Below are 21,228 nucleotides of genomic sequence, written 5' to 3'. Positions count from 1 at the left end.
GCGATGGGCCTGATCGAAACCGGATCCAGCCAGGACACCGCGGCGCTCGCAGCCGGCCCGCTGTCGCTTGGCGACATCGTGGAGAACGGACTTTGCATCGGTTGCGGCCTTTGCGTCTCGATTGCCGGTGCTGGAGAAATCGAGATGGTTATAACGCCGGAAGGCCGAGAGCGGCCAGTGGCGAGGCAGGCGCTGGATAAGGCGACCTTGGCGAAGATCAACGCCGTCTGCCCAGGAACGAGGATCGCCGGTCCGCCTCCGGCGCAACGGCGCGAGGCCAGGCTAGCGGATACCGTCTGGGGGCCTGTCGAACGGCTTGTGCTCGGCTCCGCTGGAAATCCCACAGTGCGGTTTATCGGCTCCGGCGGCGGGACGCTGACGGCGCTCGGGCAGTTCCTGCTCGACTCGGGACGGGTCAAGTTCGTGCTGCACGTCGCGGCCTCGCGTTCCATGCCGATGCGCACGGAACGAAGGCTAAGCTTCGACAGCGCTTCGGTGCTCGAAGGCGCCGGCTCGCGCTATGGGCCGGCGGCGACGCTGGTGGATTTCAATGACATCCTCGACCGCGGCGAGCCGTTCGCCCTGATCGCCAAGCCCTGCGACATCACCACGGTGCGAAACCTGGCGCGGCTCGATCTGCGTGTCGACGAATATATGCGCTATGCGCTCGCCTTCGTCTGCGGCGGGGCCTCTGACCTGACCAAGTCGGAACAGGTGCTGGAGCGTTTTGGCCTTCGTGAGGACGAGTTGTCTCTCTTCCGCTACCGGGGCCACGGCAATCCAGGCCTCAATCGCATCGAAACCAAAGACGGCCGCGCCTTCGAGATCAGTTACCGGCAGCTGTGGGAAGACGAGGACAAATGGATGATCCAGCCGCGCTGCAAGATCTGCCCCGACGCGATCGGCCAGGTGGCGGATATCGCGGTATCGGATTCCTGGCTGAACGGCGGACCGGCCGTCGAGGACGAGCCACTCAACGGCATCATCGTGCGCACGAAGCGCGGGCTGGAGCTGTTCGACGCGGCCGTTGAGACTGGAGTACTGCAGATCAAGCGGGAGAGCGGCATGGCCGAGATCAGCGAATTGCAGTCGCATCAGGTGCGCAAGCGGCGCGCCGTGTGGGCGCGGCTGACAGGCATGGCAATCGCAGGCAAGCCGGTGCCTTTTGTCAGCGACCTCGCTTTGCGGGATTGCGCCGTGCAGAACTCGCCGGCCGACAATCTGGCCGAAGGGCGGGGCGCCCGCGATCGCGCCCGGCGCGGCCGCCTGGGCGAGCCGCCAGCTGTGCCGCGCAAAATAGTCGTGGAGGATGAGCGCCGATGAGCGAGCAGACCGAAGTCATCATCATCGGCGGGGGCATGGCCGGCGCCGGCGCTGCCTTCGAGATTTCGCGCGACAAAAAGGTCGTGCTGCTCGAGCGCGAGAGCCATTGCGGCTATCACACCACGGGACGCTCGGCGGCGAGTTTCACGGAGAATTACGGCAACGGCGTCATCCGCCGCATCGTGCTCGCCAGCCGGGCGTTTCTCACCGAGCCGCCGACGGGTTTTTGTGATTATCCGCTGCTCAGCAAGCGCGGCATGATCACCGTGGCGCGCACCGACCAACTCGACCTTTTGCGTGAAGATCTGGCGGCCGCGCAGGCGCTCGTTCCCTCGATCGTCGCGATGACGCCGGCGGAGGCGATCGCGCGCGTGCCGGTGCTGCGCCGGGACTACCTCGCCGGCGCCTATATCGAACCGCATTCGATGGACATCGACGTCAACGGCCTGCACCAGGGTTTTTTGCGCGGCGCGCGAGCGCATGGCGCGCGCATCGTCACCAAGGCGGGTGTACGGACCATCGGCCGACAGGGCGGTCTATGGCGGGTCGAGACGGAGGCGGGAACATTCCTTGCGCCGCTGATCGTCAATGCGGCTGGCGCCTGGGGCGACGAGGTCGCTGCGATGGCTGGCGTGCGCCCGGTCGGCCTGCAGCCAAAGCGCCGCACCGCCTTCAACATTCCCGCACCTGCGGGTGTCGACATTAGCGACTGGCCGCTGGTCAACGATGTCGGCGCGGAATTCTATTTCAAGCCGGATGCCGGGCAATTGTTCGTGTCGCCGGCCGACGCCACGCCGTCGACGCCGATGGACGCATTTGCCGAAGACATCGATGTCGCGATCGGCGCCGAGCGTCTCGAACGGGCGACGACAATCGAGGTGCAGCGCGTGTCGCGCTCCTGGGCGGGCTTGCGGACATTTGTCGCCGACGGGTCACCAGTGGTCGGGCCGGATAACGAATTTCCGGATTTCGTCTGGCTAGTCGGGCAGGGCGGCTACGGCATCAAGACCTCGCCGGCGTTGTCGCGCATCTGCGCCAGCCTGATCGCCGGCGGCGGCCTGCCGGACAATGTCGCGAGGCAAGGCGTTTCCTTGGACGATCTGACGCCGCACCGGCTGCGCGGCGCCGAGGGCGAAGCTCGACGGGCCGCGCCATGAGCTCACTGACGGCCGGTGGGAAACTGGCGGGACGTATCCTGAACGCACTCGCCGAAGCCACGACGGACGCGCCGGGAATCACGCGCGTTGCTTACGGGCCGGGCGAGCGCTTCGCCCATGACTTTGTGCGCAAGGAGGCGGAAAAGCTCGGCGCCGTCGCGCGCGTCGATGCCGCCGGCAACCTCTATTTGACGCTGAAAGGCCGTGACCCGGATTTGCCGGCGATCGTCATCGGCTCGCATCTCGACAGCGTGGCGCATGGCGGCAATTTCGATGGCGCCGCCGGTGTCGTGGCGGGCCTGGCGGTCATGGCCGAACTGGTCGGGCAGGGCATCCGGTTGCCACGCGACCTCATCGTGCTGGTGACGCGCGCCGAGGAAGCCGTCTGGTTTCCGCTGTCCTACCCCGGCAGCCAGGCAGCGCTTGGCCTGCTGGAGCCACGGGCGCTCGAAGCCAGGCGCTCCGACAGCGGCCGCACACTGGCCGAGCACATGCGCGAGGAAGGTTTCGACCCTGATGTCGTGCGGCGGGGCATGCCGGGCATCGATGCAGGCCGGATCGCGGCTTTTGTCGAGGTGCATATCGAGCAGGGGCCACGCTTGACCGCCGCCGAAGCGCCGGTCGGCATCGTCACCGGGATCGCCGGCGGCTTCCGCTATGTCGACGCGAAATGCCTTGGCGCCTACACCCATTCCGGCGCCGAGCCGCGCTTTGCCCGGCATGACAGCGTGCTTGGCTTTGCCGATCTGGTCGCCGCGCTCGAAACCGAATGGGATGCGCTCGAACGCGAAGGGCGTGAGGCCACCATCACCTTCGGCCGCGTGCAGTCCGATCCGACGCAGCATGGCGGCAGCCGTGTTCTGGGTGAGCTCGGTTTCACACTCGATGTGCGCAGCGCCGAGGCGGCCGTTCTGGAGCGGATCGAGGCGCGGCTGCAGACTATTCTCACGGAGGTTGGCGGCAAGCGTCGGGTGAGCTTCGAGACCGGCCCGCGCTTCACCTGGGAGCCGGCGACCATGTCGCCGGCGTTGATCGCTAGGCTCGACCGCGCCGCGACCGCATTGCAGATGAGGGCGCCGCATGTGCCGAGCGGAGCAGGGCACGATGCGGCCACGTTCGCCGGCGCGGGCATTCCGACCGCCATGCTCTTCGTGCGCAACGAAAACGGCAGCCACAATCCGCATGAAGCGATGGAGATCGCCGATCTCGATCAGGCGATACGTCTGCTTCTGCGCTTCGTCACCGACTTCGACAATCTCCTGGATCAGCCATGAACCTCGCCAAGACTGCCTTGCTCGTCATCGACCTGCAGAATGAGTACCGACCCGGCGCGGCATGGCCGGTCGTCGGCTACGACGCGGTGCTGGCCAATGCCGCAGCGCTGATCGAGGCCGCCCGCAAGGCTGGCGTGCCGGTCATCCACGCTCAGGCTTGGGTCAAGCCGGAAGAGCGTGAAGGCTACGCGCGTCAGGAGGAGATCCTGACCGAAGAATTCCGCTCCGCCGTCGCGGGCAGCGAAGGCGCGGAAATCTGCGCCGAGGTGGCGGCCGTGCCCGGCGACATCGTCATCCACAAACACTGGCCGAGCGCCTTTCGCCGCACCGGTCTTTCGCAGCGCCTCGCCGCGCTCGGGGTTGAAAACCTTGTTGTCACCGGCGTGCTCACCGACAGCTGTGTGACGGAGAGCGTGTTCGATGCGGTTTATCAGGGTTTTCGCGTCTGGCTGGTGAAAGAGGCCTGCGGCAGCATGACGGAAGCCATGCACCGCACCGGCATGCTCGACATGGCGAACCGGCTCTATGGCGGCGGCATATTGCGTCTGCGGCAGGCGTTGAAGGCGCTTGCCGAACAGCCCTTCGAAGGCTGGCGCTGCACGCGGCCGGTGGAATTCGCCTATACGCTGGAGAGCGTAGACCGGATCTATGAGGCGCTGTGACCGGCGCCGCAGCCGCATGCGCCTTTGAATATCGTCTTTGAAGCCGAAGGCTTGAGAACCGCGCCGGGCAGCGCTCCGGTGGCTCTGCCGCCACGCCAGACCGAGACGCCGTTGACGAAGACATGGTCGATGCCGGCGGCGGGCCGGCGCGGCTCCTCGAAGGTGGCGGTGTCGATGATCGTCTCGGGGTCGAAGATGACGAGATCGGCGAAATTGCCTTCGGCGAGAATACCGCGCTCCTGTATGCCGAATTCACGCGCAGGCAGGCCGGTCATGCGGAACACGGCTTCCTCCAGAGTGAGCAACCCTATATCCCGCGCGTAATGTCCGAGCACGCGCGGAAAAGTACCCCAGAGGCGCGGATGCGGGTGGATGTCGTGCGGCAGGCCGTCGGAGCCGATCATGGTGCGCGGATGGGCGATGATGTTGCGCACATCCTCCTCATCGAGCTGGAAATAGACGGCACCTGCCGGCAACAGCCGCTCACCGGCCTCGCGCTCGGTGCAGTTCCATTCGCGGGCAATGTCGGCGATCTCGCGCCTCGCCATCTCAGGATGCGGATCGGACCAGGTGATGAGGATCTTCAGGCCCGTGTCGCAGCGCTCCAGCCGAAGCACCGTCGAGCTCGCGGCATAGGGATAGACATCCATGCCGATGTCCATCGTCTCGCGCGCCCGGTCGATCCGCTCCAGCGAAGGCCGGCTCTTGCCGAAATTGGCGCGGCCGGTGCACTGGTGGTGCGAGATGAACAGCTTGCCGCCGGCATGACCGGCAATGTCGATCGCTTCCTCGATCGCCTCGTCCATCGTCTCGAAATAATTGCGCGTGTGGGTGACATAGGGGCCGCCAAGGCCCGCCGCGGTGGCGGCCAGCGCCTTGACCTCCTCGGTCGACGAGTTGACGGCCGGCGGATAGTCGAGCCCACTGCTGAGGCCGAACGCACCCTCGGCCATCGCCTCGGCCACCGCTTCCTGCATTGCCGCCGTTTCCGCTGAGTTTGCGGGACGGTCGGTCACTGGCATGCAGCGCTGGCGCAAGGTGGTGTGGCCGACGAGCAGGGCCGCGTTGGTGGCGATGCCGCGCCGTTTCAGCTCCGCAACATAGTCGGCGAAGCGGCCGAAGCGGAAGTTCTCCCGGCCGCCGACCAGCGTGAAGGGCGGCGGCGGTGTCTTGTCGAGCAGCAGAGGCGCCAGGCTGACACCGCAATTGCCGGCGATCACCGTCGTCACGCCCTGGCTGATCTTCGGGTCCATGCCGCGCGGCGAAAGCAGCGCGCCGTCATCATGGGTGTGCACGTCGATGAAGCCGGGCGCGACGACCTTGCCCAGAGCATCGATTTCCTCGATGCCGTGCTCATCGTCCAGCCGGCCGATCGCCGCGATTCTGTCGCCGGTAACGGCGATGTCGGCCTCGAACGGTGCCGAGCCGTCGCCGGCGATCAGCGTCGCGTGGCGGATAACGAGGTCGTAAGGCATTGTAGTGTCCTAAGCTTCCGGATTGGCGGAGATCTCCTCGCGGCGGCGCGCGACATAGGCGTCGAGCTCCTCGCGGATTGCAGGATCCATGACCGGCTCCTCATAGTCGTGCAGCGCCTGCTGCCAGAGCTCTGTCGCCCGCTCCAGCGCATCCTTGCCGCCGGCTTCCTGCCAGGCGCCGTAGTTCTGCCAGTTGGAGAGCATCGGCTGGTAGAAGGCGGTGGTGTAGCGCGACATGGTGTGCTCGGCGCCGAAGAAATGGCCGCCGGCCGGCACCGACTTGATGGCTTCGAAGCCGAGGTCGTCCTCCTGGAATGGCAAGGGCCGCAGGAACTCCATCATGTTCTGCAGGATCTCGACGTCGAGCACGAGCTTTTCGTAGGACGCCGTCAGCCCGCCCTCCAGCCAGCCGGCGGCGTGATAGATCAAATTGGCGCCGCCGAGCACCGCGCCCCATGTCGCCATTTCGGTCTCGTAGGCGGCCTGCAAGTCGACCACGTTGGAGGCATTCGCATTTGAGGTGCGGTAGGGCAGGTTGTAGCGCCGCGCCAATTGGCCGGCGATGATGTTGGCCTTGGCGTTTTCCGGCGTGCCGAAGGCCGGCGCGCCCGACTTCATGTCGACATTGGAGGTGAAGGCGCCGTACATCACCGGCGTGCCGGGGTTGACGAGCTGGGTCAGCGTCACGCCGAACAGCGCCTCGGCGTTCTGCTGGCAGAGCGCGGCGGCCAGCGTCACCGGCGTCATCGCGCCCATCAGCGTGAAGGGCGTCACCGTCACCGGCTGGCCGTGCTCGGCCATGGCGATCAGGCCTTCCGCCATCGCGTCATCGAACAGGCGCGGCGAGTTGATCGAGATGATCGTGGTGACGCCCGGCGAGGCGCGCATCTCCTCGACCGAGATGCCGCGCGCGATCGCCATCATGTTGATGCCGTCCATCGCCCTGGCGCGGCCGATCGCCGTGCAATGGAAGGAGAGATCGCTCAGTGTCAGATTGGCATGGTAGGTGTCGAGATGGCGGGAATTCGCCGGCAGCTCGATCGGCGCCACCACCTGGTTGCCGATGATGTGGATGGCGTTGAAGTGGTGCGCCAGCCGGATGAAGTTCTGGTAGTCTGGGAGGTTGCCCGGACGGCGGCCGTTGATGCGGTCATGCACATTGGGCGGACCGGCGACCAGCCCGAAAACCAGCGAATTGCCGCCAAAATGGATCTGCTTGTCCGGATTGCGGCTGGTCAGCGTGAAGGAGGAGGGCACGTTGCTCAGAGCTTCCGTCACGATGCTCTCGTCGATGCGGATGGTCCGCTCCTCGCGATCGACGATGGCGCCGGCCTTGGCGAACAGGTCCATAACCTTTTCGCTCATGACGCGGATCCCGAGCTCCGACAGGATGCGCATCGAGGTCTTGTGCAACTGCTCCATGCGTTCCTCGTCAAGGAGCTGCATAGGCGGGTAGGGGTTCTTGACGCTCTGCCACGGCAGCTGTGCGATGCCGCCGCCACCGCGCCCGAGCTTCGATCTGCGGCCACCGCTGCGCCTGTCCTGTGACATAGCATTCCCCTTCGATTCTTGTTCTCGCACGGAAAACCGCTGCACTTTTCCTGGAATTGCTTTCAGTAGCCGCGTTCCGGATTGACCACATTCTCCAGCGGCTCGCCGCGGCGGTAGCGCGCCAGATTGTCGGCGAACATGCGCACCGACTTGATGTCCCAGCCGTCATAAACCGCAGCGCAATGCGGCGTGACGGCAACGTTGTCGTAGCTCCAGAGCGGATGCTCCGCCGGGAGCGGTTCGGTCGCAAAGACGTCGAGCGCCGCGCCCTTGATCCGCCCCGCATCAAGCGCGGCGAGAAGGGCCTTTTCCTCGATGACGCCGCCGCGCGAAATGTCGATGAGAACGACGGACGGCTTCATCGCGGCGAAAGCGGCCTCGCCCAGCAGGCCGCGCGTGGTGGACAGCAGAGGCACGCAGCAGACGATGAAATCTGCACGGCCGGTCAGAGGCAGCAGCGCGTCGGGCCCATGCACCTCGTCGAGCGACGGCATCGGTTTCGGTCGCGCGCGGATGCCCAGGGTGCGCATGCCCATCGCCTGCGCGCGGCGCGCGACGGTCTCACCGGTCTTGCCGAGGCCGACGATGAGGACGGTCTTACCCTCAATCGGCTCGACGCGGCCGCCGCCCCATTGGCGGGCCTGTTGCCGGCGCTCGAAACCGCGCAGGTCGAGCGAGAAGGAGAGCATGGCTCCGAGCGCATATTCGGCCAGCATACCGGCGGCGACGCCGGCCGAGTTCGTCACCGTCACATGATTCGGATCCCAGCGACCGAGATGGTCGGTGCCAGAGCCGCCGATCGACACCCATTTCACCGTCGGGCTCTCGACGAGGGCCTGGCGCGGATAGTGCGGCGTGCCGTCGAAGCGGATCGAATAGACTACTTCCGCGGCGGTCCGCTCGATCAAAGCGGGAAGGCCGGCATAGGTGTCGCAGGCATGAACATCCAGATCCGGATGTGTCTCGGCAAGCACCGCGAGCGCGCCGGCAGGCTTGTCGGTGTGCAGGATGATTGTTGGGCGCGCCGACATCGCGATCTCAATCGCGGCCGATATGATCGGCGGCGCTGCCGAGGATGGCAAGCAGCGCCCGGCCGTTCTCGAGCGTCGCATTCTCATGCGGCGCGCGCAGGTTCAGCCAGCGCCGGTCGCCGGACTTGACTGCAAGCACCGCCTTCATCGCAGGGATCAACCCGGCATCCTGGATGACCTTCCGGAACGTCTTGATAGCGCCATCGGCTTCGGCGACGTCCTCGCCCTGCCGGGCCGCGTCATAGAGGCGGCGAATGGCGGCGGCGTTCAAATTGACCGTGGCCGAAATGCAGCCGGCCGCGCCGCTGGCGAGGCCCTTGGTGAGTTGCGCCTCGGAGCTCGGGAAAACCGAAATGTCGGGCGTGGCGGCGATGACGGCGGCGGTGTTGTTCCAGTCGCCGGCGCTGTCCTTGTAGGCGACAACGGTGTTTGGGAACGCCTTGCTCAGCCTGGCCGCCAGGGCAGGGCTGACCGGCACGCCGGAGTTCTGCGGGATGTGGTAGAGGATCACGCGCATCGAAGGTTTTGCCACCTTCTCGATCAGCTCGCTGTAGTAGCGCGCCTGGCCGTTGTCGCCGGCGCCGGTGTAGAAGAAGGAGGGCAGCACCATGACGGCGGCGCAGCCGAGGCCGACGGCGTGGGCCGACAATTCGACCGTTTCGGGAAGCGCGGTGACGCCGGTGCCGGGCATAAGCCGGTCCGGCGCAATGCCGGCCTCGACCAGCCATTCCAGCGCCTGCATGCGCTCGCGCAAGGACACCGACAGCGCTTCGCCCGTCGTGCCGAAGGGCGAGAGGAAATGCGCGCCTTGGCCGAGCACCCATTTGGCGTGGGAGATCCACAGATCGCGCGCGATGCGGCCGTCATCTTCGAATGGCGTCAGGATCGGGGCGATGGTTCCTTGCGGGCGGGTCATGACTATCCTCTATGCTTGCCTGTGTGGCCGACCACCGCCGCGACGGCGCGGGCGAAGTAGGCCGAAGCGGTGATGTCGAAGAGTATGTCGAAACCCGCCGGCGAACGGAACGTCACGGCCTCGATATGGCCGACGCGTGTCTGCGCGATATCGTCGGCGCCGAATTTTTGCGGTCTCAGGTCCAGCGCGCAAAGCGCGCTCATCGCTTCGGCAAGGCGGGGACCAGAAAGGCGCATCCATGCCCAGCCTTCCTCGCGCCATGAGGAGTAGCCTTTTGGCGCCGTCGCGGCCTGCCAGGCCGCTTTGACTTCGGCGAGAGTCTCGCCGGCGTCTTCCGCGAGAAGCAGGATGTCCTCGTTGCCGAGGCGCAGAACCCGCATGCCACGGTGGTCGCCGATGCGGTTGACGGCCGGCAGCGTAACGCCCTGCGCGGCAAGCCAGGCGGCACTGCCGCCGCCTTTCAGACCAAAGCGCGGGCGGCCCGTGAGGTCGCTCAGCACGACCGCGTCGGAAATCAGCTTCGTGCTGCCGGCCGCGCCGCCGGGCATGAAGGGGTAGATGCGCATCGCGGTGCTGGCGGCCATCTAGATCTCCTGCCGCGCGTTGGTCGGGTCGAAGAAGGCATGGGCGACGACCGGCACTTCGACCAGTTCACCATTGCGGCACTTCACCGTCAGGCGGCTGCCTTCCGCCTGGTCGTCGACATGGACATAGGCGAGCGCGATGTGTGTCCCCAGAGATGGTGAAAATCCCACCGAGGTGATCTGGCCGACAGGCGCGCCGCCGCGCAACACCAGACAGCTTTCGCCGGGGATGTTCGGCGCGCCGGCGGGGAATTGCAGCCCGACCAGCTTGCGGCTCTGCCCGAGCCTCGCGCGCATCTCGATGGAGCGCTTGCCGACGAAGAACGGCTTCTTCTTCGAGATCGCCCAGCCGAACCCCAATTCTTCAGGCGTGGTGATCGCATCCGTATCCTGGCCGATCAGGATATGGCCCTTCTCCAGCCGCAGTATACGCGACGCCTCCAGTCCATAGGGACGCAGGCCGTGCGGTCTGCCCGCCGCCATCACCGCATCCCAGAGGCTGGGCGCCAGGCTCGAAGCGCAATGCAATTCATAGCTGAGCTCGCCCGTGAAGCCGATGCGCATCACACGGACCGGCACACCGGCGAGGATGCCTTCGCGGCCACTGAGATAGGGGGATGCGTCGCGGCTGAAGTCGATGTCGCTCTCCAGCGTTTCGAGCACCTGGCGCGCCTTGGGTCCGGTGACGTTGAGGCCTGAAAACGCACCGGTGAGGTTGAGCACGTCGACCTTCAGACGCCACTCGGCATTCCAGAACAGCATGTCGGCATAGACGCGCGCGACGGCACCGGTGGTTGCGGTCACATAGAACTGGTCCTGCGCCATCCTATAGGCGACGCCATCGTCGATCACCGAGCCCATCTCGTTCAGCATCAGGCAATAGCGGACACGACCCACCGGCTGATTGGCATGCGCCATTGTGTAGAGGCGGTCGAGAAATTCGCCGGCATCCGGCCCGCGGATCTCCAGCTTGCCGAGCGTCGAGACATCGAGCAGGCCGACGCCTTCGCGCACCGCGAGGATTTCCTCGCGGATCGCTTCCTCGGCGCTGCTTGCGTTGCCATAATAATATGGCCGCCACCATGCGCCAACCGGCTTCATCGCGGCGTTCAGCGCCACGTGCCGCGCATGCAGCGCCGTACGGCGCTCCAGCACCTCGTGGTGGCCGGCGAGCACGCCGAGCGTTTCCGGCCCAACGGGAGGACGCGCCGTGGTGATGCCGATCTCGCCGACCGTGCGACCGGTCGCCTCGGCGACGATGCGGGCAGTCGCCAAGGCCGAATGGCGTCCCTGGCTCGGGCCCATGCCGACGGTGGTGAAACGCTTGACGAGCTCGATCTCGCGATAGCCGTCCTTGGTCGCGTTCTGCAGATCCTTGACTTGCAGATCCTCGTCGAAGTCGACGAAGTCACGTCCCTTGGGGTCGGCGACAATCGGCTGCACATAGCGCGGCCGAATGGTCTTCGCCGTGACCTGAGGCTCATCGGCGACCGCATGGCCGAGTCGCGCGAGCGCGGCTGCCGCCGCGCGCCGGCCGCTGGCGATCGCGTCCTCAAGATCATCCGATCCGGCAACGGCGCCGGCGAGATGGACGGGACCTTGCGGAAGCGTAATCGTCATGGCTCCCATCGCGGCATCATAGCCGACCTTGCCGCCGGCCTGGCACGGCAGCTGCCATGCCGGCGCCTGGCCGATCGAAACCGTCAGCAGGTCGCAGGCGATCCAGCTTCCACCGACGCGGACGCGGGCGAGGTGGTGGTTGCCGGCCGTGCCTTCCGCCGCTTCGATGGTCGCGCCTTTGCGGATGGCGACGCCTTTGCCGCGGAGTTCGGCTTCCAGCGGACCTGCCTCGCCGGCGGGTCTCGGATCGATGAGCTCGACGACCGATACGCCGGCATCCAGCAGGTCGAGCGCCGTCCGGTAGCCGTCGTCATTGGCCGCCAGCACCATCGCGCCCTGGCCGGGCCGCACGCCATAGTGGCGGATCAGACGCTGCGCGGCTCCGCCGAGCATGATCCCAGGCAGGTCGTTGTTGCGGAAGACGGCGGGCTGCTCGATGGCGCCGGTCGCCAGGATCACCTCGCGAGCGCGTGTGCGGTGAAGCCGATTGCCCTCGATCAACGGCAGCCAGTTGTCTTCGTACCAGCCATTGCAGACGGTGCCGGTCAGCACCTTGAGATTGGGCAGAGACTCGAGCCTTGACAACAGACCGGAGAGGATGGCCGGATCGTAGCGGCCATAGCTCAGCGCGCCGCCGATCTCCGGATTCTCGTCGCACAGCGCCACATCGACGCCGGCCTCCGCGGCGGCGATCGCGGCGCTTAATCCCGCCGGGCCGGCGCCGACCACCAGCACGTCGCAATGCAGATGCGTCTTGTCGAAATGCCGGTGCGGCGCCTTGGCGTCAACCACGCCAAGGCCCGCCTTGCGGCGGATCATCGGCTCCCAGAATTTCAGCCAGCTGTCGCGGCGCGGACCCATGAACGTGCGGTAGTAGAACCCGACCGGCAGGAAGCGGCCGAACCTGTCCATGATGGCATCGCGGTCGCGTTCAAGCGAGCCGTTGACGTTCTGCGCGCTGACCCGCAGCCCTTCTCTGATCGGCGTGCGCTCGGCTGCAGCGTTCGGTTCGAATGGCAATTGCACCAGCGCGTTGGCGTCGGTCCCGGTCATCGACAGGATGCCACGCGGTCGATGATATTTGAACGAGCGCGACAACACCCATTGGCCGGAAGCGGCGAGGGCGCTGGCGATGCTGTCGCCTTCATAGCCTTTAAAAGGCTTGCCTTCGAAGGTGAAGCGGATAGGCCGGCTTCGATCGATGCGGCTTCCGAAAGGGGCGAGCAGCCGGTTCATGCGCGGTCCCGCAGCTCGGACGCGTCGAAGGTGCGGATGATCTCGTTGCTGACAAGATCGCGCTCGGCCAGGAAGAAATAGTTGCTCGGCACGTGCCGCCACCACTCGGTCACGACACCTTTGCGGTTTTCTGCGCGGAACAGATGTCGCGACCATTCGGTATCGGCGGTTGCGTCCGGATCTGGCCGCGCACGCACCGGGCCAAAGGACTGGAACTCGTCGATGTTGCGCAGGCCGTTCATGGGGCAGGTAAGCAGTTTCATCGGTCAGTGTGGTTTCATGGCTAATGGCTGGCGGCAGTCGCGCCCATTTCATTGAGCAGCCGGAAGGTTTCGAAGCGCTCCAATGCAAATGGCTTCAGGATGTCGGGCACGCGGCCCTCGGCGATCGTCTGCGCCATGCGCTTGCCTGCGACGGGCGTCGCCTTGAATCCCCAGGTGCCCCAGCCGCAGTCGAGCCAGAGATTGGTAAGCGGGCTGGCGCCCATGATCGGGCTGTAGTCCGGCGTCATGTCGGTGATGCCGGCCCATTGCCTCAGCAGCCGTACGCCCTGCAGGAAGGGGAAGAGGTGGATGGCGCCCTCGGCGAGGTGCTCCTTCATGTCGAGCGTCGAGCGCGTCGAATAGAGCTGGTAGGGATCGGAGCCACCGCCGATGACGACCTCGCCACGCGAGGACTGAACGAGATAGGTGTGCAGCGAAACGGACGAGACCAGCGTGTGCAGCCAGGGTTTCAAGGGCTGGGTCACCATTGCCTGCAGCGGGTAGCAGCGGATGGGAAGCTCGACGCCGGCCTTCAGCGCGACGTCATAGTTCATGCCGCCGGTGGCGATCAGCACCTGGCCGCAAGCGACGCGGCCCCTGTTCGTCTTGACGGCCTGGACCCGGTCGCCGACGACCTCGAAGTCTTGCACCTCGGTGCGCTGGTGGATCTCGACGCCACGTCGCGACGCCTGGGCGGCGTAGCCCCAGGCGACGGCGTCATGGCGCGCCGTCCCGCCGTCGGCATGCCAGAGCCCGCCGAGGATTTCGAGCGGACCGCCATAGTCCATATTCAAAAGCGGACAGAGCTCCTCGACGCCCTTCTGGTCGACGACCTCGGTGCGCGTGCCCATATGCTTGCCCATTTCGGCACGCATGTGGAAGCTGCGCATCGTCGCCTCGCTATGCGCCAGCGTAAGCTGGCCGCGCTGCGAGAACATGACGTTGAAATCGAGCTCGTGCGAGAGCCGCTCGAACAGCTCGACGCCTTCTTTGTAGAAAGCGATGCCTTCCGGCGTGATGTAGTTGGAGCGGATGGTGGTGGTGTTGCGCGCCGTGTTGCCGCCGGCGAGATAGGCTTTCTCCAGCACCGCCACACTCTTTATGCTGTGGTACTTTGCAAGATGATGCGCGCAGGACAGTCCATGCCCGCCGCCGCCGATGATGACGACGTCATAGGCCGGCTTCAGCTCGGGCGTGGCGGGGATGTCGCCGCTCACCGGATAGTCCCTGCTGAGACCGTATTTCAGGAGCCTGAGGGGCATTGCGCGCTCAGCTCGAAATCTTGGGAGGATCGTAGAGCAGCGCCGAGAGATCGGAGAAGCGGCTGTTGCGGTCGTCGAGCGAAAGCACCGCGTCGCGGATCGCAGCGGCGCGGCTAGATCCGAGCACGGGCGCGGCGAACTCCATGTATTTGGCCTCGACGTCCTGCCTGGTCATCGGCGCTTCCGGGCCGCCGCGCGCATGCACGTCGCCGGACGCCAGCACACGTCCGTCCGTCGTCGTGATGACGACGTCGGCCCAGCGGCCGGCCGGGAAGCGGGCGCTGTGGCGCTCGGTTTCGATCACCGTGATGCGCGTCAGCATGTCCGCGACCGCGGCGTCCACGAGCCCGGAGCCGGAAATATGCTCGAGCCCGATCCGCCCATGGAGGATGAAGGTCGCCACGGCGAAGCGCAGGCTGTATTGCGCCTTCGAGGTCGTGTCCGGCATGCCGTCGAAGAGCGTTGCGGCATAGTGGAAGCTGTTGACCTGGACATGGCCGATGTCGGACGGGGCAAGGTTGTGCGCCAGGCAAAGTCCACGCACGGCATCAATGGCCGCATGCGCCCAGCGGCAGATCGGGTAGGGTTTAAGGTATTGATGGAGCGACTGCCAGAAGACGCCGAGGTCCTGCCAATGGGTCGCGACCTCCGGCGCCTCTACCGTGATCGCCGGCGCGCCGGTGAAGCCGCGCTCGGCCAGCACCGCCGCGGAGAGGCCGACGAGAGCGCCGAGGCCGGAGCCGTCATGCAGCATGGTTGGCGTGGCGATCTCGCGCATCATCTGGCTGCGCGGGCCATGATACTCGGCAATGCCCAGCGCCTCGCGCAGTTGCGTTTCGTCGAGCCGCCGCTGCCGTGCCGCGATCGCCGCAACGCCCAGGGCGTTCCAGGCGCCGGAGGTATGATAGTCGCTCACCGTCGCATGCAAGGCGATGCCGGCCCGGCCGGCGATTTCGTAGCCGACGACCAGGGACGCCAGCGCCTCCGGCCCGGTGAGGTCGGGCCTCGCCTCCGCGAGTGCTGCAAGCGCCGGCACGACCGCCACGCCGATATGGCCTTTGGTGGGGCTGTAGCCGTCGTGGGCGTCGAGATTGTCGATCTGCGTGGCGACGGCATAGGCCGCGCCGGCAATGCTGGCGCGCCGTCCGTCGAACAGCATGCGGGCGGAATATTGCGGGTCGCCCGAGCCATAGAGCAGGACGGCGGCGTCGCGGGCGATGCGGCCGGCCTCCATCGGTCCTGCCGCAACGGCGATGCCCAGCGTGTCGAGGAGGAGGTAACGGGCCTGTTCGAGCACCGGCTGAGGGAAGACGGAAGCTGGACGCCGCAGCACGAAATCGGCCAGGCGTGTGAACGTATCGGAACTGACGACAGGCCCTTCACGCCGGTATGACGGCACAGCCACGCGCTTATCTCCCCTGTCTTCTCACAACATCATTAAATTGGGTTCATCGCGCAGGCACGCGATTAGTTTGGCGGCTTTGGCCAAAAATATTGATGCCATGTCGCTTGTCTGCGATTGAACGCCCGGTTGCCCATGCGATAGCTAGGCAACTGTGGAACAGGAGACCGGGATGAAGCCGCCACCCCCCTTGAACTATATCCGCTCGTTCGAGAGCTCGGCCAGGCATCTGAGCTTTACCACCGCTGCCAAGGAACTGGGCTACACGCAAGCCGCGGTCAGCACGCATGTGCGCGCGCTCGAACATTATATCGGCCGGCAGCTGTTCATCCGCTATCCGCGCAGCCTGAAGTTGACCGAGATGGGGGAGGCGTTCCTGCCGACCTTGCGCCAGGCGCTCGATCAGATCGACCAGGCGACTGAGGCGATCGTGGCGTCCTCTCGCAACCGGACAGTCGTGGTTTCGTGCCCGATGAGCCTTGCGGAAAACTGGCTGGCGGGCTGCATGGCCGCCTTCCGCAAGAGGCATCCTGAGATCGAGATCGTCCTGCACGGCACGATCTGGGAGGATCTGAACGAGCAGATCGCCGACATCACAATCTCCACGCGGCGTTTCGATGACAGGCCGCCGGCGGCGATCCCGCTCTGGAACGACGAACTGGTGCTGCTCTGCGCCCCTGCCTTGCTCGAGGGCGAGCATGCGCTGAAGACGCCGCAGGACATGCTAAAGGTGGACTGGATCTTCGTGCATGGCCGCCAGGAATACTGGCAGGCGGTGACCGAGGCGCTCGGCGTTGACATGGAGGACCATGACAAGGGCCTGTCGACCAACGCCTCCAACATCGCGCTCGAGCTCGCCGCGATGGGGGCGGGGCTCGTTGCCACGCAGCGCTCGCTGGCGCATGCCTATATGCGCCGCGGGCTTCTCGTCGAGCCGTTTCCGGTGCGGCCGCCAAGTCCCTGGAATTACTATCTCACCGAGAGCCAGCTTTCGAAGGGAAATATCGCCCGAGCAGTGAGGGAATGGATCTTGTCCAGGGCCAGGGAAGACGCCGCCCGACCATAGGCCTATCCGCTCCTTCAAAAATTTAGCTAGCCAATGCCATTGTTTTTTTAGGCCTCAAGGGCCGGTTTTCTGCGGTTTGTGAAGGGTCGAGCCCTTCCGCGATTTTTGCATCACCCCTAACATGCTGAGCCGCAAGGGGAATGCAACGGGCGGAAAGCCCTGAACCGGAGAACAACGATGACAATGTTCAAGAGCAACGGTGACCGCGTGCCGGCGGTCATCGAAAGCTACGCAGCTGAAGTCAAAGGCGGGCGGATGGACCGCCGCGAATTCCTAGCCATGGCAAGCGTGATGGGTGCTTCAACGGCGCTTGCCTATGCGATGGCAGGGATGGAGCCGGCCAAGGCCTCGACAGCCGTGCCCGGCAAGAAGGGCGGCATCCTGAAGATGCAGATGATCATCAAGGACATGAAGGATCCGCGCGCCTGGGACTGGTCGGAAATCGCCAATGTCATGCGCCAGTGCAACGATTACATGATCCGCTACACCACCGACTTCACCTTCGAGGGCCATCTGGTCGAGAGCTGGGAGGTGAGCGACGACGCCACCGAATACACGCTGCATCTGCGCAAGGGCGTGAAATGGTCGAATGGCGACGACTTCAACGCCGACGACATCGTCTACAACATCGAGCGCTGGTGCGATAAGGCGGCCGAGGGCAACTCGATGGCCGGGCGCATGGGCTCGCTGATCGACGCCGCTACGAAAAAAGCTACCAAAGGCGCCATCACCAAGGTCGACGACCATACGGTGAAGCTGAAATGCAATCAGTCCGACGTTACCATCATCCCGGGCTTCTCCGACTATCCGGCGGTTATCGTCCATCGCGACTTCGACAAGAACGGCGCCAATATGCTGAAGACGCCTGGCACCGGCCCGTATGAGCTGATCTCCTACAAGGTCGGCGAATCCGCCTCGGTGAGGCGGCGCAAGGATTTCACCTGGTTCGGCGGCGAGCCCTATCTCGACGGCGTCGACTGGATCGACTACGGATCGGACGCATCCAACCCCGCCATCGGCAGCGCCTTCGAGGCCGGCGAGATCGACTGCAACTACCAGACGGTCGGCGGCACGGTCGATCTCTATGACAGCATGGGCCTGGTCAAGGAGCAGGTTGTCACCGCCGGCACGATCGTGCTGCGCACCAACGTGACCAACAAGCCCTATGACGACAAGCGCGTGCGCAACGCCATCCAGCTTGCGGTCGACAACGAGACGGTGCTGAAACTCGGCTATAGCGGCCTGGGGCAGATCGCCGAAAACCATCATGTCTGCCCGATCCATCCGGAATATTACGAACTGCCCAAAGTCCCGCGCGACCTGGCCAAGGCAAAGGCGCTGATGGCCGAGGCCGGCCAGACGGATCACGAGTTCGAGCTGATCTCCTACGACGCCGACTATGTGAAGGACCCGGCCGATGTCGTCGCTGCGCAGATGCGCGACGCCGGATTCAAGGTCAAGCGCACCATCATCCCGGGCTCCTCGTTCTGGAACGACTGGACGAAATATCCGTGGTCGACCACCGACTGGGGCATGCGGCCGCTGGGGGTGCAGGTGCTGGCGATCGCCTATCGCAGCGGTGAGGCGTGGAACGAGTCCGGCTATGCCAATCCGGAGTTCGACAAGAAGCTCAACGAAGCCATGGCCATCGCCGACCCGGCCAAGCGCAAGGAGCTGATGAAAGACGTGGAGTTCATCCTGCAGGACTCCGGCATCCTCGTCCAAGCGTTCTGGCGCTCGCTCTACCGCCACCACGCCACCTATGTGAAGAACCTCGGCATGCACCAGACGTTCGAACTGCAGCTCGACAAGGTCTGGTTGGATAGGGCCTAGACCGGCAGCTCAAACACCATTCAGGGGCGCGGTTTGCGCCCCTGAATTCGCTGGCGACTGCGACCGATCAGTCAGCTAATTGAAATGCCAAAGCGCTGCCAAAGAGCGCGAAGCAAAGTCGCCGAACAAAGGGAAGAAATCTCGATATGCGTACTCATGCACAAGCCGTTGTCATTGGCGGTGGTCTGATCGGCTGCTCGATCCTCTATCATCTCGCCAAGTTCGGCTGGACGGATGTCCTGCTTCTGGAACGCAGCGAGCTGACCTCCGGTTCGACCTGGCACGCGGCCGCCAACATCCACGGCCTGCATGATTCCACCAATATCAGCCGGCTGCAGCACTACACGATGGCGCTCTACAAGGAGCTGGAAGCGGAGACCGGCCAGGGCTGTGGTATCTTCCAGCCGGGTTCGCTCTATCTGGCCCAGACCGAGGCCCGCGAGCATCAGCTGCGGCTGCAGGAAGCCAAGGCGCGGCGCTACAAGATGAACTTCTACGAGGTCGGTCGCGACGAAGCGGAGCGACTGCATCCGCTGGTCGATTTCGACGGCATTCGTTGCATCATGTATGAGCCGGAGGGCGGCAATGTCGATCCGTCGGGCGTGACGGCGGCTTACGCCGCGGGGGCGCGGCAGCGCGGCGCGGAAATCCATCGCTTCACCCCGGTCACGGCGACCGAGGCGCAAGCGGACGGCAGCTGGATCGTGCGCACGCCAAAGGGCGATATCCGCACCCAATGGGTAGTCAACGCCGCCGGCCTGTGGGGCAGGGAGGTCGCCGCCATGGCCGGGCTGCAACTCCCGCTGATCCCGACCGAGCACCAGTATTTCGTCACCGAAACCATTCCGGAAATCGCCTCGATGGGCCGACGCCTGCCGTCGGTCGCCGACCGCGATGGCGAATATTATCTGCGCCAGGAAGGCCTCGGGCTGCTGATCGGCGCCTACGAGCGCAACATGAAATTCTGGGCCGAGGACGGCACGCCGATGGATTTCGGCCATGAGCTGTTTCCCGACGATCTCGACCGCATCGAGGAAAACATGATGCGCGCCATCCAGCGCGTTCCGGCGGCGGCCGCCGCCGGTGTCAAGAAGGTGATAAACGGTCCGATGATCTGGTCGCCCGACAGCGCGGTGCTGTTCGGGCCGGCGCCGGAGCTCAGCAATTATTTCTGCTGCAACGGCATCATCCCCGGCTTCTCGCAATCGGGCGGCATGGGCAAGCTCGCGGCCGAGTGGATGATCGAGGGCGAGCCTTCGCTCGACATGTTCGGCTGGGACATGGCGCGCTTCGGCCATTGGGCCGGCAAGGCCTTCACCAAGGCGCGCGTGCAGGACCAGTACAGCCACCGTTTCAAGATCCATTTCCCGAACGAGGAGCGCGCCGCCGGCCGTCCGGTGCGGACACGGCCGGTTTACGAGATGCAGAAGGAGATGGGCGCCGTGTTCGGCCTCAATTTCGGCTGGGAGCACCCGCTGTGGTTCGCGGCCGAGGGCGAGCCGCGCGAGGAAACGATCGGCTTCACGCGCCAGAACTGGTGGGGGCCGGTCGGCCGCGAGGCGCGTATGCTGCGCGAGTATGCCGGCATCATCGACATCTCCAATTTTGCCAAATACGAGATAAAGGGGCCGGACGCGGAAGCCTGGCTGAACGCGCTCTTCGCCAATCGCATGCCGGCCAAGGTCGGCAACTCTTGCCTGACGCCGCTGATCGGCAAGCGCGGCGGCATTGCCGGCGACTTCACCGTGACCAGGCTGGCGGAAGACGAGTTCATGGTGATCGGCTCGGGCATGGCCGAACGCTTCCACCAGCGCTTCTTCAAATCGGTGCCGCTGCCGGAAGGCACGAGCTTCCGCTCGCGTACCGAGGATCTCGGCGGCTTCAACGTCGCCGGCCCGAAATCGCGCGAGCTCCTGCAGCGGCTCACCAATGATGATCTGTCGAACGAGGCCTTCCCGTTCATGCGCTCGCGGCAGATCACCGTCGCCGGCGTCGATGTCGTGGCGTTGAGGGTTTCCTTCACCGGCGATCTTGGCTGGGAGCTGCACTGCAAGTCGGCCGACCAGGTCGAGCTCTACCGCGCGCTGCTCAAGGCGGGCGCGGGAGTCGGCGCCGGGCCGGTCGGCTCACGGGCGCTGATGTCGCTGCGCGTCGAAAAGGGCTATGGCAGCTGGAGCCGCGAATACTCGCCGGAATACTGGCCGCAGGAGGTCAAGCTCGATCGCCTGATCAAGACGGACAAGCAATTCCTCAACCGCGACGCCTATCTCGCCGTCGCCGATAAGCCGGCGCGGGATGAACTCATCATGCTTTCCGTGTCGGCCAAGGACGCGGACGCCACCGGCGGCGAGCCGATCTTCCTGCCGGACGGCACGCCGATCGGCCAGGTGTCATCGGGCGCCTATGGCTATTTCGTCGCTCAGTCGCTGGCGATGGGCTACGTCAAGGCCGGAACCGCCAAGGCCGGCGACAAGGTGACTGTCGCGATACTGGGCAGGCCGCATGACGCGGTGCTGCTCGCCCATCCGCCCTTCGATCCGGAAGGCAAGCGGCTACGGTCGTAAGGGCTGTCG

The 21,228-nt window shown here is 65.3% G+C and carries 16 protein-coding genes; 7 read left to right on the top strand and 9 right to left on the bottom strand.

Annotated elements, in window-relative coordinates; genetic code table 11:
- The first annotated feature begins 3 nt into the window (after positions 1 to 3).
- The 4 genes from FJ423_RS03570 to FJ423_RS03555 are packed head-to-tail and all read left to right on the top strand — an operon-like array spanning position 4 to position 4,416.
- The gene (locus FJ423_RS03570) at positions 4 to 1,323 is read left to right on the top strand and encodes a Coenzyme F420 hydrogenase/dehydrogenase, beta subunit C-terminal domain (RefSeq protein ID WP_140839266.1); all 1,320 of its coding nucleotides are present in this window, start codon (positions 4 to 6) and stop codon (positions 1,321 to 1,323) included.
- Positions 1,320 to 2,480 (top strand): FAD-binding oxidoreductase, encoded by a 1,161-nt coding sequence (locus tag FJ423_RS03565; protein ID WP_140839264.1) that lies wholly within the window; start codon positions 1,320 to 1,322, stop codon positions 2,478 to 2,480. The genes FJ423_RS03570 and FJ423_RS03565 overlap by 4 nt, the downstream gene beginning before the upstream one ends.
- The gene (locus FJ423_RS03560) at positions 2,477 to 3,754 is read left to right on the top strand and encodes a Zn-dependent hydrolase (protein WP_140839262.1); all 1,278 of its coding nucleotides are present in this window, start codon (positions 2,477 to 2,479) and stop codon (positions 3,752 to 3,754) included. The genes FJ423_RS03565 and FJ423_RS03560 overlap by 4 nt, the downstream gene beginning before the upstream one ends.
- Positions 3,751 to 4,416, top strand: coding sequence for an isochorismatase family cysteine hydrolase (locus FJ423_RS03555; RefSeq protein WP_140839260.1), 666 nt, complete (start codon positions 3,751 to 3,753; stop codon positions 4,414 to 4,416). The genes FJ423_RS03560 and FJ423_RS03555 overlap by 4 nt, the downstream gene beginning before the upstream one ends.
- Here the strand turns inward: FJ423_RS03555 and FJ423_RS03550 are convergent.
- From FJ423_RS03550 to FJ423_RS03510, 9 genes are all read right to left on the bottom strand, one after another.
- Positions 4,401 to 5,891, bottom strand: coding sequence for a D-aminoacylase (locus tag FJ423_RS03550; protein WP_140839258.1), 1,491 nt, complete (start codon positions 5,889 to 5,891; stop codon positions 4,401 to 4,403). The two genes, FJ423_RS03555 and FJ423_RS03550, sit on opposite strands and share 16 nt — an antisense overlap.
- A 9-nt stretch (positions 5,892 to 5,900) precedes the next feature.
- Positions 5,901 to 7,442, bottom strand: coding sequence for a trimethylamine methyltransferase family protein (locus FJ423_RS03545; protein WP_140839256.1), 1,542 nt, complete (start codon positions 7,440 to 7,442; stop codon positions 5,901 to 5,903).
- 62 nt (positions 7,443 to 7,504) lie between these two features.
- A complete protein-coding gene (locus tag FJ423_RS03540) occupies positions 7,505 to 8,473 on the bottom strand; it encodes a D-2-hydroxyacid dehydrogenase (protein WP_140839254.1) in 969 nt (322 codons plus the stop codon).
- Positions 8,474 to 8,480: 7 nt separating this feature from the next.
- Positions 8,481 to 9,389: a dihydrodipicolinate synthase family protein gene (locus FJ423_RS03535; protein WP_140839252.1), complete on the bottom strand. Its 909-nt coding sequence runs from the start codon at positions 9,387 to 9,389 to the stop codon at positions 8,481 to 8,483.
- Between the two features lie 2 nt (positions 9,390 to 9,391).
- Complete coding sequence (locus tag FJ423_RS03530; RefSeq protein WP_140839250.1) at positions 9,392 to 9,973, bottom strand: sarcosine oxidase; 582 nt, start codon at positions 9,971 to 9,973, stop codon at positions 9,392 to 9,394.
- Positions 9,974 to 12,829 (bottom strand): 2Fe-2S iron-sulfur cluster-binding protein, encoded by a 2,856-nt coding sequence (locus tag FJ423_RS03525; protein WP_140839248.1) that lies wholly within the window; start codon positions 12,827 to 12,829, stop codon positions 9,974 to 9,976.
- A complete protein-coding gene (locus tag FJ423_RS03520) occupies positions 12,826 to 13,092 on the bottom strand; it encodes a sarcosine oxidase subunit delta (RefSeq protein WP_140839246.1) in 267 nt (88 codons plus the stop codon). Before FJ423_RS03520 ends, FJ423_RS03525 begins: the two co-directional genes overlap by 4 nt.
- 20 nt (positions 13,093 to 13,112) lie before the next feature.
- Positions 13,113 to 14,354: an FAD-dependent oxidoreductase gene (locus tag FJ423_RS03515; protein ID WP_140839244.1), complete on the bottom strand. Its 1,242-nt coding sequence runs from the start codon at positions 14,352 to 14,354 to the stop codon at positions 13,113 to 13,115.
- Between the two features lie 7 nt (positions 14,355 to 14,361).
- Positions 14,362 to 15,759: an MmgE/PrpD family protein gene (locus FJ423_RS03510; RefSeq protein WP_224710201.1), complete on the bottom strand. Its 1,398-nt coding sequence runs from the start codon at positions 15,757 to 15,759 to the stop codon at positions 14,362 to 14,364.
- 169 nt (positions 15,760 to 15,928) lie between these two features.
- On the opposite strand from FJ423_RS03510, the gene FJ423_RS03505 reads away from it, so the two are divergent.
- From FJ423_RS03505 to FJ423_RS03495, 3 genes are all read left to right on the top strand, one after another.
- Complete coding sequence (locus FJ423_RS03505) at positions 15,929 to 16,822, top strand: LysR substrate-binding domain-containing protein (RefSeq protein ID WP_140839242.1); 894 nt, start codon at positions 15,929 to 15,931, stop codon at positions 16,820 to 16,822.
- Positions 16,823 to 16,999: 177 nt separating this feature from the next.
- The gene (locus tag FJ423_RS03500; RefSeq protein ID WP_140839240.1) at positions 17,000 to 18,655 is read left to right on the top strand and encodes an ABC transporter substrate-binding protein; all 1,656 of its coding nucleotides are present in this window, start codon (positions 17,000 to 17,002) and stop codon (positions 18,653 to 18,655) included.
- A gap of 146 nt (positions 18,656 to 18,801) precedes the next feature.
- Positions 18,802 to 21,219 carry an FAD-dependent oxidoreductase gene (locus FJ423_RS03495; protein WP_140839238.1) on the top strand — a complete coding sequence of 806 codons (2,418 nt, stop codon included), beginning with the start codon at positions 18,802 to 18,804 and terminating at the stop codon, positions 21,217 to 21,219.
- Positions 21,220 to 21,228 lie beyond the last annotated feature (9 nt).

The organism is Mesorhizobium sp. B2-8-9, assembly GCF_006439475.1.
Classification (GTDB): domain Bacteria; phylum Pseudomonadota; class Alphaproteobacteria; order Rhizobiales; family Rhizobiaceae; genus Mesorhizobium.
This window is presented reverse-complemented; position numbering and strand designations above follow the sequence as displayed.

What these genes read in the sequence shown, in the direction of transcription:
- FJ423_RS03540 (WP_140839254.1), bottom strand. Translation starts at nt 8,473, where the DNA reads ATGTCGGCGCGCCCAACAATCATCCTGCACACCGACAAGCCTGCCGGC.
- FJ423_RS03550 (WP_140839258.1), bottom strand. Translation starts at nt 5,891, where the DNA reads ATGCCTTACGACCTCGTTATCCGCCACGCGACGCTGATCGCCGGCGAC.
- FJ423_RS03535 (WP_140839252.1), bottom strand. Translation starts at nt 9,389, where the DNA reads ATGACCCGCCCGCAAGGAACCATCGCCCCGATCCTGACGCCATTCGAA.
- FJ423_RS03565 (WP_140839264.1), top strand. Translation starts at nt 1,320, where the DNA reads ATGAGCGAGCAGACCGAAGTCATCATCATCGGCGGGGGCATGGCCGGC.
- FJ423_RS03570 (WP_140839266.1), top strand. Translation starts at nt 4, where the DNA reads ATGGGCCTGATCGAAACCGGATCCAGCCAGGACACCGCGGCGCTCGCA.
- FJ423_RS03520 (WP_140839246.1), bottom strand. Translation starts at nt 13,092, where the DNA reads ATGAAACTGCTTACCTGCCCCATGAACGGCCTGCGCAACATCGACGAG.
- FJ423_RS03495 (WP_140839238.1), top strand. Translation starts at nt 18,802, where the DNA reads ATGCGTACTCATGCACAAGCCGTTGTCATTGGCGGTGGTCTGATCGGC.
- FJ423_RS03525 (WP_140839248.1), bottom strand. Translation starts at nt 12,829, where the DNA reads ATGAACCGGCTGCTCGCCCCTTTCGGAAGCCGCATCGATCGAAGCCGG.
- FJ423_RS03500 (WP_140839240.1), top strand. Translation starts at nt 17,000, where the DNA reads ATGACAATGTTCAAGAGCAACGGTGACCGCGTGCCGGCGGTCATCGAA.
- FJ423_RS03515 (WP_140839244.1), bottom strand. Translation starts at nt 14,354, where the DNA reads ATGCCCCTCAGGCTCCTGAAATACGGTCTCAGCAGGGACTATCCGGTG.
- FJ423_RS03545 (WP_140839256.1), bottom strand. Translation starts at nt 7,442, where the DNA reads ATGTCACAGGACAGGCGCAGCGGTGGCCGCAGATCGAAGCTCGGGCGC.
- FJ423_RS03560 (WP_140839262.1), top strand. Translation starts at nt 2,477, where the DNA reads ATGAGCTCACTGACGGCCGGTGGGAAACTGGCGGGACGTATCCTGAAC.
- FJ423_RS03505 (WP_140839242.1), top strand. Translation starts at nt 15,929, where the DNA reads ATGAAGCCGCCACCCCCCTTGAACTATATCCGCTCGTTCGAGAGCTCG.
- FJ423_RS03555 (WP_140839260.1), top strand. Translation starts at nt 3,751, where the DNA reads ATGAACCTCGCCAAGACTGCCTTGCTCGTCATCGACCTGCAGAATGAG.
- FJ423_RS03530 (WP_140839250.1), bottom strand. Translation starts at nt 9,973, where the DNA reads ATGGCCGCCAGCACCGCGATGCGCATCTACCCCTTCATGCCCGGCGGC.